Source organism: Micromonospora sp. BRA006-A, from assembly GCF_033433935.1.
GTDB classification, from domain to species: Bacteria; Actinomycetota; Actinomycetes; order Mycobacteriales; family Micromonosporaceae; genus Micromonospora; species Micromonospora aurantiaca.
Map to the genome: position 1 here is coordinate 3,846,659 of NZ_JANCLW010000001.1, position 12,478 is coordinate 3,859,136.

12 protein-coding genes are annotated in these 12,478 nt (G+C 75.8%); all 12 read left to right on the plus strand.

The window, feature by feature from the left end:
* Positions 1-13: 13 nt before the first annotated feature.
* The 12 genes from NMK34_RS17535 to NMK34_RS17590 all read left to right on the plus strand — a co-directional run bounded on the left by NMK34_RS17535 (position 14) and on the right by NMK34_RS17590 (position 12,465).
* Positions 14-622: a glycine zipper family protein gene (locus NMK34_RS17535; protein WP_318334321.1), complete on the plus strand. Its 609-nt coding sequence runs from the start codon at positions 14-16 to the stop codon at positions 620-622.
* Positions 619-1,299 (plus strand): carboxypeptidase-like regulatory domain-containing protein, encoded by a 681-nt coding sequence (locus NMK34_RS17540; protein ID WP_318334322.1) that lies wholly within the window; start codon positions 619-621, stop codon positions 1,297-1,299. Before NMK34_RS17535 ends, NMK34_RS17540 begins: the two co-directional genes overlap by 4 nt.
* Before the next feature lie 16 nt (positions 1,300-1,315).
* The gene (locus tag NMK34_RS17545) at positions 1,316-2,563 is read left to right on the plus strand and encodes a phage tail sheath family protein (protein WP_318334323.1); all 1,248 of its coding nucleotides are present in this window, start codon (positions 1,316-1,318) and stop codon (positions 2,561-2,563) included.
* A gap of 1 nt (position 2,564) precedes the next feature.
* Complete coding sequence (locus NMK34_RS17550) at positions 2,565-3,047, plus strand: phage tail protein (protein WP_013286679.1); 483 nt, start codon at positions 2,565-2,567, stop codon at positions 3,045-3,047.
* A gap of 1,623 nt (positions 3,048-4,670) precedes the next feature.
* A complete protein-coding gene (locus NMK34_RS17555) occupies positions 4,671-5,429 on the plus strand; it encodes a hypothetical protein (RefSeq protein WP_030499327.1) in 759 nt (252 codons plus the stop codon).
* Positions 5,426-6,997, plus strand: a complete 1,572-nt coding sequence (locus NMK34_RS17560) for a phage baseplate assembly protein V (RefSeq protein WP_318334324.1) — start codon at positions 5,426-5,428, stop codon at positions 6,995-6,997. Before NMK34_RS17555 ends, NMK34_RS17560 begins: the two co-directional genes overlap by 4 nt.
* On the plus strand, positions 6,997-7,335 hold the full coding sequence (locus NMK34_RS17565; protein ID WP_318334325.1) for a hypothetical protein: 339 nt from the start codon (positions 6,997-6,999) through the stop codon (positions 7,333-7,335). The genes NMK34_RS17560 and NMK34_RS17565 overlap by 1 nt, the downstream gene beginning before the upstream one ends.
* Complete coding sequence (locus tag NMK34_RS17570; RefSeq protein WP_318334326.1) at positions 7,332-7,796, plus strand: GPW/gp25 family protein; 465 nt, start codon at positions 7,332-7,334, stop codon at positions 7,794-7,796. Before NMK34_RS17565 ends, NMK34_RS17570 begins: the two co-directional genes overlap by 4 nt.
* Positions 7,793-10,417: a putative baseplate assembly protein gene (locus NMK34_RS17575; RefSeq protein ID WP_318334327.1), complete on the plus strand. Its 2,625-nt coding sequence runs from the start codon at positions 7,793-7,795 to the stop codon at positions 10,415-10,417. Before NMK34_RS17570 ends, NMK34_RS17575 begins: the two co-directional genes overlap by 4 nt.
* Positions 10,398-11,075, plus strand: coding sequence for a phage tail protein (locus NMK34_RS17580; protein WP_318334328.1), 678 nt, complete (start codon positions 10,398-10,400; stop codon positions 11,073-11,075). Before NMK34_RS17575 ends, NMK34_RS17580 begins: the two co-directional genes overlap by 20 nt.
* Positions 11,072-11,992, plus strand: a complete 921-nt coding sequence (locus NMK34_RS17585; RefSeq protein ID WP_318334329.1) for a hypothetical protein — start codon at positions 11,072-11,074, stop codon at positions 11,990-11,992. Before NMK34_RS17580 ends, NMK34_RS17585 begins: the two co-directional genes overlap by 4 nt.
* Positions 11,989-12,465 (plus strand): hypothetical protein, encoded by a 477-nt coding sequence (locus NMK34_RS17590; protein ID WP_318334330.1) that lies wholly within the window; start codon positions 11,989-11,991, stop codon positions 12,463-12,465. The genes NMK34_RS17585 and NMK34_RS17590 overlap by 4 nt, the downstream gene beginning before the upstream one ends.
* The last annotated feature ends 13 nt before the right edge of the window (positions 12,466-12,478 follow it).

The window sequence follows — 12,478 nt, forward strand, 5'->3', positions numbered from 1 at the left end:
GAGAGGTGACCCCATGATCTTCGGCATCCTCAGCGCGGCCGTCCAGGTCGTCTTCGGCGCCCTGCTCGGGCAGCTCGCCGCCGGCACCGTCGGCCTGCTCGTCGGCGCGGTCGTCGGCCTGCTCGTCGGCGCACCGTTCGGCTGGGCGTCCGCGTCCGCCGGCACGTACGGCGCCGGCCCGAAGGGGATCTTCCTCTTCGTGGTCGACCACACCTGGAGCCTGCTCAACACCTTCGCCGGGGCGCTCTACCTGGCGCTGCACCTGGTCTTCGGCCACCAGCTCGACCGGGTCGTCTCGGCCGGCAGCGGCCGGGTCAACGTCGTCGAAGGCGTCTCCCCCCGGTACGCCACCACGATCGGCACGGTCTGCGCCGGGTCCAGCCCGGGCATCCAGCGGCACGAGGACGTGCACGTGTTCCAGGCCCGGCTGCTCGGCCCGTTCTACCTGCCGCTGGTGGCGCTCAACTACGTGCTGTTCACCGTCGCGCCGGTGTGGCTGCTCTGGCACGACCACACAAACGCGCCGATCAACCGGTTCACCCGCTACTTCGAGATCGGCGTCTACCCGCACGTGTGGAACGAGGCCATCGCGTACCGCATCCAGGGGACGCCACCGCGATGACCGGCGCGATCGAGGCGGCCGTCGCGGACGTCGCGAGCTGGCTGGCCGGGGCTGCGGGGGAGCCCGTACCGGTCGGTCCGCCGCGCGACGACCCCGACGGCGGTCTCACGGTCTGGCCGCTGGAGCTGCGGCCGGCCCGGCAGACCGCGACCGGCGGCGCGACGCGCGAGCCGTACCGGTTCGTGGTCCGCCTGCTGGTCTCCGGCGGCGGGCCGGCGGCGCTGCCCGCGCTGGACCGGGTGCTCGCCGCCGCCACCACGGCGGGCCGGCCGGAGCTGGTCCTGGACGCCGGCGACCCGGCGCTGTGGCGGGCGCTCGGCGTGGTGCCCCGGCCCGCGCTGCTGCTGGACGCGCCGGCCCGGGTGGAGCGGCCGGTCCCGGTCGCGCCGCCGGTACGGCAGCCGCTGCGGCTGCGGCAGCTCGGCATGCGCACCCTGCACGGGCGGGTGGTCGGGCCGCAGGACCAGCCGCTGGCAGCCGTCCGGGTGGAGCTGGTGGGCGCCGCCCAGGCCACCGAGACCGACGCCGCCGGCCGGTTCCGGCTGGCCGGCGTGCCGCACGACCCCGACGCGCCGGACGCCCCGGTGCGGATCCGGCTCACCGGCGCGGGCCGCGTCCACACCGCCGAGCTCGACCCGGCCGGCGACGGCCTGATCGTCGTCCGCGCCCCCGACTGACGTCCGAGGAGGACCGATGCCCACCTACTTCTCCCCCGGCATCTACGTCGAGGAGGTGCCCAGCGGGGCCCGCCCGATCGGGCCGGTCGGCATGAGCACCGCCGCGTTCGTCGGGGTCGCGCCCGACCGCGGCGCCCACGTCGGCGAGGCGCTGGCGGTGAACAGCTGGACCGAGTTCCTGCGGCTGTACGCCGACGGCGAGCAGCTGGAGAGCACGCCGCTGGCCCGCGCCGTGTTCGGCTTCCTGGACAACGGCGGCACCCGCTGCTGGGTCGTCAACGTCGGCGAGGGCGGCCGGCTCACCGGCACCGGCGGGCGGCGCGGCGGCCTGGAACTGCTGGAGGCGATCGACGAGATCTCCATAGTGGCCGCGCCCGGCTACCACGACCCGGTTTCGCACGAGGCACTGATCAGCATGGCCGAGCGGCTGCGCACCATGGTCGCGATCTGCGACCCGCCGCCGGAGGTCACCGACGTCTCGCGGCTCACCCGCGTCGCCACGCCGGGCAAGCCGCCCAAGCCCGCGGCGGCCGGGTCGGCCGACAAACCCGCCGAGGGTACGCCGGGCGGCGCCGACGACGAACCGCCCGGCACCGGCGGCGACCGGCCCCGGCAGTCGGACTACGCCACCTTCTACTTCCCGTGGATCCGGGTCCGCGACCCGCTCAGCGGCGACCTCGTGCTCACCCCGCCGAGCGGGCACGTCGCCGGCATCTGGGCCCGCACCGACGCGCTGCGCGGCGTGCACAAGGCGCCGGCCAACGAGCCGGTACGCGGGGCCGTCGACCTCGCGTACCGGGTGACCCGGCCGGAGCACGACGTGCTCAACCCCAAGGGCGTCAACGTGATCCGCTTCTTCGCCGGGGAGGGCATCCGGCTGTGGGGCGCCCGTACGCTCGCCGCCGAGGCGAGCGAGTGGCGCTACCTGAACGTACGGCGGCTGTCGATCTCCATCGAGCAGGCCATCGCGGGCGGCACCCGGTGGATGGTGTTCGAGCCGAACGACTTCACGCTGTGGCGCTCGATCCGCCGCGACATCGGGGCGTTCCTCACCCGGGTGTGGCGCGACGGCGCGCTGCTCGGCCGTACGCCCGAGGAGGCGTTCTTCGTCAAGTGCGACGAGGAGACCAACCCGGCCGACGTCCGCGACGCCGGGATGGTGGTGGCCCACATCGGCATCGCTGTGGTCAAGCCCGCGGAGTTCGTGGTGTTCAAGCTGAGCCAGTGGGCCGGCGGCACCGAGACCGAGACGATCGGAGGCTGACATGCCCACCACTGCGACGCCGCAGCCGGGCGCACCCGTCGACCCGTACCGGGCGTACCACTTCAAGCTGCTGATCAACGGCATCACCAACGGGCACTTCACCGAGGTCAGCGGCTTCGAGGTGGCGATTCCGGCGCTGTCGTACCGGGAGGCGGGCAACGAGCGCATCCGGGCCGTGCCGGGTCAGGTCGAGTACGCCCCGGTCACTCTCCACTTCGGCCTGACCAGCTCGCGGGAGCTGTGGGACTGGGTGAACGCGGCGGCGAAGGGCACCGTCAACCGGCGCAACGTGTCGGTGGTGCTGCTGGACCCGGCCGGCACCGCCGAGGTGCTGCGCTGGAACATGATCAACGCGTGGCCGACGCGATGGCGGGGCGCGCACCTGAACACGCTGTCGCAGGAGATCGCCATCGAGGCGCTGACCCTGGCGTACGAGGGCCTGGAGCTGGAGGCCGGCGGTGCCGCCGCCCCGGCGACCGCGTGACCGGCTGGCCCGCGCCCTGCGGGCCACCGCCGACCGCCTCTCCGGACCGGCTTCACCGGACGCACCGTCCTCACCGGGCTTCCCGGGCTCCCCGGACTCACCGGGCTCCGAGGGTTCCCCGGGCTCGCCCCACGTCCCGGGCGCACCGGACGATGTGCGGCGACCGACCGGCCAGCCGCCGGAGCACTGGCGACGGCTGGTGGCGGCGCATGCCCCCGGCCTCCTGCGCGACCTTCCCCCGCCCCCGTCCCCCGTCGAGCACGGACCTCTCACCGACCCGTCCGTGCACGACGGTCCGGACCGGACGACGACGCGACGGAATGGAACGAGCCGGCGCGGGATGGGCCGGTGGTGGCGAGGATGGCAGGCGCGGTTCGCCGACCGCTTCGGCACAACCCGCTCCCGGACGCGCTCCCGCCACGAGGCGGATGCCGGTTCGTCGTCGAGATCTTGGTACGAAACGGCCCCCATAGGGGCCATTTCCTACCAAGATCTTCAGGGCGTCCCGATGGGCGGGACAGCGGTTCCGGGAGTTGGGAGCCGGGGGCAGGCGGGGGCCGGCGGCGGGCCGCCGGGATCGGCAGGGCCGGGCGCAGCAGCGAACCGCGCCGACGCAGGGCCGGCCCGGGCGGCATCTCCATGGACCGGTTGGGGAAGCGGATCGGACTGGCCGGGGAGCGAGCCGGCCGGTGCGGGGAGCGGAACGGGGCGGGCGGGGGCGAGAAGCGGATCGGCCGGGGCCAGGTCTTCCGCACCGGCGGCCACTGCCGGGTTCCGCACCCGTGACGACGCAGGGCTCGGCGCTGCCTCGGCGCCTGCCCTCCCGCCGGTATGCCGGTGCGGGACGGGATCGCGCGGTCCGGCGGGATCGTCTGGCGAGCGGACGACGGCAGGCGACGCGGACGCATCCGGATCCGCGGGCACGCCGGGAGAGGCACGAACGCCGGCCGCAGCGGGCGGGTCGGACACGGCCGGATCGACGAATGCAGCCGGATCGACGATCGCAGCAGGGCCGGCGTGCACAGCGGGCATCAACGGCGGCACGGACACGGCTGGATCATTCGGCGAACCGGCGTCCGGCGGAACGGACCGGCAGTCGCCCCCCACGCGGTGGCCCGGCGCCGACGCGGATCGGGCGGACGCCCTCGTCGGGCTCGCTCGGGCCGGCCGGAGCCGGGAGCGGCACCGGCCGGACGCCACCGGGACGGAACCGTCGCCCGCTCGGGAGGACGTACTCCCGCTCCTGGTCGCGGCCGCCTCACCGCACGGGCGGCAGGGACCGGCCGGACACGGCGGGACCGGGGACGGACCCGTCGGCCACCACCCGGGGCGGGCCGCCGGCTCGCCGTACCCGGACGGACACGACCCGGCCCCCGGCGGCGAGTTCCGGACGCGACAGTGGCAGCGACCCGCGCGGCCCGCGACCGACGGCCCGTGGCCGGCCCTGCCGGACGACGGCGGCCCGGCCCGGACGACGAGCCCGGCCGGCGCGGCCCGGGCGACCGGCGGCGGAGCACACGCGGACCCGTGGCCGGTGCTCCCGGCCGAACCGGCGTGGCTCCCGGCACGGACCACGCCGTGGGGTGACACGGCCCGGCTGGATCGGGAACAGGCGGGTGACTGATGGAACGCGTCGCCTTCCTCGTGGACGAGTCCGGCACCCGTGTCGACTGCCTGCTGAATCCGGAGACCGTGCAGGTGACCCGGCTGGCCGGGGTACGCCCGCGCGGCGGGCCGGACGGGCCGCTCACCGGCGCCGGGCTGGCCGACGACCCGCTCGTCTTCACCGGCGGCGGGCGTACCGAACTGGTCCTGGACCTGCTCTTCGACGTCGACTTCGTGGAGTCCCCGGCCCGGCCGGAGGACGTCCGGGCGCTGACCCGGCCGTTGTGGATGCTGGCCGAGAACTCGGCTGTCGAGCACGGCTGGCTGCGCCCGCCGCTGGTCCGCCTGGTCTGGGGCAAGACCTGGAACGTCCCCGGCGTGATCACGGCGATCGCGGAACGGTTCGACGCGTTCACCCTCACCGGTACGCCCCGGCGGTCCTGGCTGCGGTTGAAGCTGGTCCGCGTCGCGGAGGGCGCGGAGGCGGCACGCGCCGGATTCGAGGAGGAACTGGCCGCCGCGAGCACGCCCGCCGTCGCGCCCGGGTCGGCGGTGGTCGCCGCCGCGGACGGCGCGGCCGAGCCGGGCTGGTCCGGGGTGCGCTTCGACCTGCTCGCCCACGACGCGCTGGGTTCGCCGCTGCGCTGGCGGCTGCTCGCCGAGCACAACCGGATCACCGACCCGCTCACCGTGCCCGCCGGCACCGCGCTCGCCGTCCCGCCGGTCGGCGCCGCCACCGTCCCGCCGGATGCCGTCACCACAGGAGGCACGCCGTGAGCCGGGCCGCCCTGGTGAGCGTCGACGGCCGGCCGCTGGCCGACCCGGCCCGGCTGCGCGGCATCCGCGTCGCCGCCCGGCTGGACCGGCCCGCGCAGTGCGAGCTGACGCTCACCGCCGCCCCCGGGGCGGGCCCGCTCGACCCGCCGGTACGCCCCGGCGCCACAGTCGACGTCCGCCTCGACGGGCACGCGGAGGCGCTGTTCACCGGCGAGGTGACAGCAGTCGAGCGGGAGTACGCAGGTGACGGCGCCGCGCTGGCCCGGATCCGGGCGTACGACCCGCTGCACCGGCTGCGCAAACGGCAGGAGCTGCGGGTGTTCGAGTCGGTGACGGCCGCCGAGCTGGCCGGTGAGCTGTGCGCCGGGCTGGGGTTGAGCGTGACGGCCGAGGAGGACGGGCCGCGCCTGGACCGGCTGCTCCAGCACCGGCACACCGACCTGGACCTGCTCTGCGAGGTGGCCGGCCGGGCCGGGCTGCACCTGGGCGTGGACGGGGACCGGTTGCGGCTGTTCACGCTGGACGGCTACGGGGAGCCGCTGCCGTTGACGCTCGGCGAGACGGTGCACGCGTTGCGGGTCACCGAGAACCTGGACCGGGCCGGTGCGGAGTGCGCCGTCCTCGGCTGGCATCCGCAGCGCGCCGAGGCGCTGAGCCAGCGGGCGGACGAGGCGCGTAGCGGACGGCGCATCCCGCTGCGCCCGGACCCGGGCGACGTCGGCGCGGACGGTGTGCGTACCGCCGTCGACCAGCCCGGCCGCAGCGACGACGAGCTGGCCGCGCTGGCCCAGGCCGGGCTGGACACCCGGGTGGCGGCGCTGGTCACCGCCGAGGGCACCGCCGAGGGCGACCCGGCGCTGCGGCCCGGCCGGCGGATCACCCTCGCCGGCGTCCCGGAGCCGCTGGCCGGTGTGTACGTGCTCACCGAGGTGGTGCACACGGTGGACGCGGACGGGCACCTGAGCCGGTTCTCCACGGCGCCGCCCGGCCCGCCGCCGTCGGCCACGCCCCCGGCGGCCACTGTCACGCTCGGCACCGTCACCGACGTCGACGACCCGGACGGGCTGGGCCGGGTCCGGGTGCTGCTCCCGGCGTACGGCGATCTGGACGCCGGCTGGCTCGCGGTGCTGTGCCCGGGCGCGGGCCGGGGCAAGGGCATCGTGGCGCTGCCCGACCCGGACGACACCGTGCTGGTGGCGCTGCCCGGCGGTGAACCCGCCTCGGGCGTGGTGCTCGGTTCGCTGTTCGGCGCGGTCGAGCCGTACGACACGGGGATCGTCTCCGGGCGGTCGCGCCGCTGGTCGATGCGGACCGGCACCGGCCAGTCGATCGTGATCGACGACGACGGGCGCACGCTGCGGCTGGCCACCGACGCGGGCAGCTTCGTCGAGCTGCGGCCCGAGCTGACCACCGTGCACGCCGCCGGTGACCTGGTGCTCTCCGCGCCCGGCCGGGCCGTCGTGGTGCGCGGCCGCACCGTCGACTTCCTGCACGCCCCGGCGGCCGAGGACGCCGAGACCGCCGCCGCCCAGGCCCGTACGCTCGCCCGCTCCGCCGGAGGTGGCTGATGCGCTGGATCCACCGCGACTCGCTGATCACCTGCGGGCACGACGGGCGGGTGCGCAACCGCCCGTCCCAGGACTGGGTGACGGTCCAGGCCGTGCCGGTGCTGGTGCGGCCCGACCCGGAGGGACGCGACATCACCGCCTGCCCCAACTACGGCCCGACGATCAAACCGTGCCTGCACACCCTGACCGTGACTGTGGGTTACAGCACGTGGGTGCGGGTGGACCGGCAGCCGGTGGTGCTGTCGCACCTCGACGGGCTCACCGACGGCACCCCGCCGGGCACCGTGCACCACCAGGTCCGCGACGTGCGGCAGCGCTTCCTGGGGGCGGACGCATGAGGGCCTTCCGCTTCGTCGGCGCCGGCTTCGACGCCGGCCGCGCCGGTGGCCTCGCGCTCACCGCCGCCGGCGGACTCGCCATGACCGACGGCGACGAGACGGTACGCCAGGCGCTGTACCTGCTGCTGTCCACCACACCCGGGGAGCGGCTGATGCGTCCCGGGTACGGGTCGCGGCTGCACCGCCTCGTCTTCGCGCCCAACGACGACACCACCGCCGGGCTGGCGATCCACTACGTGCGCCAGGCGATCCGGCGCTGGGAGCCCCGGGTCGAGGTGCTGGACGTGGACGCCGGTGGAGACCCGGACGACCCGTGGCGCCTGGTGATCCGGCTGGACTACCGGGTCCGGGCCAGCCTCTCCCCCGGCCACCTGGTGTTCTCCGTCGACCTGCTCCCCGCCGACGACGAACCCGCCGGTACCGAACCCGGCGACACCCCCGACGAGGAGGGCACGTCATGACGCTGCCGGTGCCGCACCTGGACGACCGCGCCTTCCTCGACCTGGTCACCGAGGCGCGGGAACGCATCGCCCGGTCCTGCCCGGACTGGACGGACCTGTCCGCGCACGACCCGGGCATGGCGCTGGTGGAGGCGTTCGCCTACCTGACCGAGGTGATGATCTACCGGCTGAACCAGTTGCCGGAGAAGGCGTACGTCGCGTTCCTGAACCTGCTCGGCGTCACCCGGCACCCACCGGCGGCGGCCTGGGCGGACGTGCGCCTGACCCGTACCGGCCCGGACCGCGGCCCGGTGCGGGTGCCGGCCGGCACCCGCGTCGCGGCGGCCCGCGGCGCCGACCCCCGGCCGGTCGTCTTCGTGACCACCGAACCGGCGGCGCTGCCCGCCGGGGAGACCACGACGACGGTACGCGTGCACCACTGCGAGCCGGTCGAGGCGGAACTGCTCGGCACCGGCACCGGGCAACCCGGTCAGGTGTTCCGGGCCGCCCGCGCGCCGCTGACCCGCACCACCGAGGCGCTGGACCTGCTGCTCGGCGTGGAGGTGCCGGCGGGTTCGGTGGAGCTGGGCGCCGCCGCCCGCGAGCACGAGGGACGCACGTACGAGATCTGGCGGCCGGTGGACAGTTTCGCCGGTGTCGGGCCGCAGGCGAAGGTCTACCTGGTGGACCGGGCCTCCGGGGTGGTCACGTTCGCCCCGGCGCTGGACCTGCGCCCGGACACCGGAGCCGCCCCGGCCGTCGAGGGGGCGGCCGGGGCGACCACGGTGGCGGCGGTGCCGCCGGCCGGGCGGCAGGTGCGGCTCTGGTACCGCTGCGGCGGCGGGCCCGCCGGGAACGTGGCCGCGGGCGTGCTCACCAGCCTGCGCGACCCGCTGCCCGGGGTGACCGTGGACAACCCGGAGCCGGCCACCGGCGGGCGGGACCTGGAGTCGCTGGAGTCGGTGCTGGCGCGCGGGCCGTACGAGTTCTTCGCCCAGCAGCGCGCGGTGACCGCCCGGGACTTCGAGATCCTCGCCACCGGCTCCGGGGCGGTGGCGCGGGCGCGGGCGTTCACCAGGGCCGCCGTCTACAGCTTCGCCCGGCCCGGCGAGGTAGAGGTGGTGCTGGTGCCGTACGTGCCGGAGGCGGCCCGCCCCGGCGGACGGCTGCCGGTGGCGGTGCTGCGGGAGCACGAGGTGGAGGAGGCCCGGCGCCGCGTCGAGGCCGACCTGGAACGCCGTCGTGCCCTCGGTACGGCGGTGCGGGCGGGCTGGGCCCGGTACAAGGCGGTGTCCATCCAGGCGCGGGTGGTGGTGCGCCGCGAGGAGGACGTGGAGGCGGTGCGCCGCCGCATCCACGACCGGCTGCACCAGACGCTCAGCCCGCTGCCGACGCCGCTGAACCCGGCCGGCTGGGCGTTCGGCGAGCCGCTGCGCGCCTCCAACGTGTACCGGATGCTGGAGCACGCCGAGCCGGGTGTGCGCTACGTCGAGTCGGTGCGGTTCGTGGTCGACGAGGCGCCCGACGCGCGGGTGCGGACCGTGGCGGTGGACCAGTACCAGGCGGACACCTGGTACGCCGGCGGCGGCCCGGTGCTGTTCCGCTCCACGAACGCCGGTGCCGGCTGGGAGCCGGCGGGCCGGTTCGACGACGAGACGGTGGTGCGGGTGGTGCCCGCGCCCGCCCCGGTCCGCCCCGGCGTCGTCCCCCGCGCCGGTTCGGTGGCGGTGGTGACCACCCGCGACGCCGGTGGCTCCCGGGTCCGGCTGAGCACCGACCTGGGTGAGACGTGGACGCTGCTGACCGACCTCGACTCCGGCGTCCGCGACCTGGCCTGGATCGACCGGGACGGCACCGGCGCGTTGCTGCTGGCCACCGACACCGGCCTGTACGAGGTGCCGCTGCTGCCAGGCGCGGTGCCGTTGCAGATCCTGGTCGACCCGGCCGACGCCGACCGGGGCTTCTACGCGGTGCGCGCGTTCGTCTCCGAGCGCGGCGCACCCGGGGTGGCTGTCGCCGCGCAGGCCGGATTCGGCGTCTACCTGTCCACAGCGGCCGGGCGGCCGGGCACGTTCGCCCACGTCGGCCTCGCCAACGTGGACAACCGGGTGCTCGCCGTGCAGTACGACGGCCCGGCCACGCTGCTGTGGTGCGGCGCGGGCGAACCGGACCCGAAGAAGCCCGGCCAGGGCTGCCACCGCACCCGGCTGTTCGAGTCGGACGTGAAGTGGCAGTCGATGGCGTCCGGCTGGATCGGCGGCACCTGCCGGGATCTGGCGTTCAGCGGCCCGCTCGCGCTCGCCGCGACGCAGAGCGGCGGCGTGGTCCGGCTCGACACGCTCGCCGGGCAGCCCCAGTGGTCGCCGGTGATGGTCAACTGCGGCCTGCCACTGCGGGACCGGACCCGGTTCGTCCCGGTCGACGCCATCGCCGCCACCGCGCCCACCGGCACGTCCGGCGCCGGGCGGCTGGTGCTGGCCGGTGGTGAGCGCGGCGTGTTCCGCAGCGACGACGGCGAGGACTGGACGGCCAGCGCCAACCAGGCCACCGCCGACGTGGTCACCGTCCCCGGCACCTGGCTGCTCTGCTCCGGCGAGCACGACATCGAGGTGGTGCGGCAGGATGCGCCGAGCGGCGATTGAGCGGCTGCTGCCCGCCGCGTACCAGCGGGCCGCCGGCCCGGGCAGTGTGCTGGGCGCGCTGCTGGACGTGATGGAGGCACTGCACGCCCCGGACGAGGCGGTGCTCGCCGACGTCGACGCGCTGTTCGGGCCGTACCGGACGCCGGACGGGTTCGTGGCGTACCTGACCCGCTGGGTGGCGATGGACCACGTGGTCGCCGCGCCCCGCGCCGACGCACCGCTGCCGTTGCCGGTGGGCCGGCTGCGGGACCTGGTCGCGCACGGCGCGTTGCTGGCCCGCTGGCGCGGCACCCCGTACGGGATGCGGACCGCGCTGGAACTGGCCACCGGCGTGACCGGGTTCGTGCTGGACGAGCCGCCCGAGCGGCCGTTCCACCTGGTGGTGCGGGTGCCGCCGGCCGCCGCCGACCGGCTCGCGCTCATCACCCGCATCGTCGAGGCGGAGAAACCGGCCGCGGTCACCGTCGAGGTCGTCGCGTCCCCGGCCGACCCGGAACCCGCCGACCCGGGACCGGCGGATCCGAGCTCGCCCCCCGACTCCGGGCCGTCCGAGCCGGACGATCCCGGGCCCGCCGCCGGGGTCGCGACGGTGCGCGCGGTCGGCCGGGCGCACGTACCCGCACCCCCGCCCCACGATCCGCCCGAGGAGCCGTCATGACCACCGAATGGACAGTCGTCGCCGCCGCCGAACAGTTCACGCTTGATGCCCGCAACGCCGGTGAGCTGACGTTCACCGTGTCGAACCCGGGTACCGCGCCGGACACCGTCGTCTTCGACGTGGCGCCCGGCGAGGGCAGCCAGCGGGCCTGGTTCACGGTGGCCGAGCCGCAGCGGGTGGTACCCGGACAGGGCTCGGTGTCGTTCCTGGTCCGGCTCGCCGTGCCGCCCGGCACGCCGCCCCGGCGCTACGACATGACCGGGTTCGCGTACTCGGCCAACACCGCACCGGAGGAGAGTTCCCGATCCAGCGGCCGGGTCACGTACGACGTGCGCGCCGTCGTACCCCCGAAGCGCGCGCCGTGGCCGTGGATCGCCGCCGCCGCGGCGCTGGTGCTGGTCGTGGCCGGGGTGGTGGCCTGGCTGGTGACCCGCGGCCCGGACACCCCGGCCCCGCCACGCGCCGACGCGGTGACGGTGGAGGCGGAGACGCTGGTCGCCGGCGCCGCGGTGCAGTCCACCACCGGCGCGAAGGCGGAGGTGGTGGCGCAGGAGAACTGCTGCGACGTGGTGTGGTCCGGCGACGCGCAACTCTTCTTCCTGGGCCGGGGCGTCGGCGACCGGGTGACGGTGCAGGTGGACGTGCCCGCCGACGGCACGTGGCGGTTCTCCACCGTCCGCACCACCTCGTTCGACTACGCGAACACGATCTGGCTGGTCGACGGCCGGCAGGTCGGCGACACGTTCTTCGGGTTCAGCCCGACGGTGGTCCGCACCGACGAGGTGGACGTGGGCACGGTGGAGCTGACCCGCGGGCCGCACAAGCTGACGCTCGTGGCGGTGAGCAAGACCCAGGGCACCGACAGGTACTTCGCGGGCGTGGACGAGATCCGCTTCACGCCCGTCGTCCGGCCATGAGTACCAAGCAGAAGGTGCTGCTGGTGGCGCTGGCCGTGCTGCTGGTGGCGCTGTACGTGGTGGCGGTGGCCGGGCGCCGCGACGACAGGGGCGACCCGTCGGCCGGGCCGGGCGTGCTGGCCCGGCTGGGACGCGGGTCCGGGACGGTGGACCCGGCGACGGTGGCCGTGACGTGCCTGCCGCCGGCCGCCGAACCGGCCACCACCGCCGACGGGGTGACGCTCACCTTCGGCACGGTGTGCCGGCTGCGGGTGGCCGACCCGGGCGCGCTGCGCACGCTGGTGCTGCGCGGGACGACGCCGTTCGAGGTGACAGCCCGCGCACCCGGCGACGCGGACGTCACAGTCACCGACGAGGTCGCCCCCGACGCGGACGGCCCGGCGGTGGCGAAGGTGGCGGTGGACCGGGAGACCGAGGTGCTCCTGCGCTGTCCGGGAGGTGGCGGATGTTCGGTCACGCTGGCCCGGTCCTGACCGGGACGGAGAC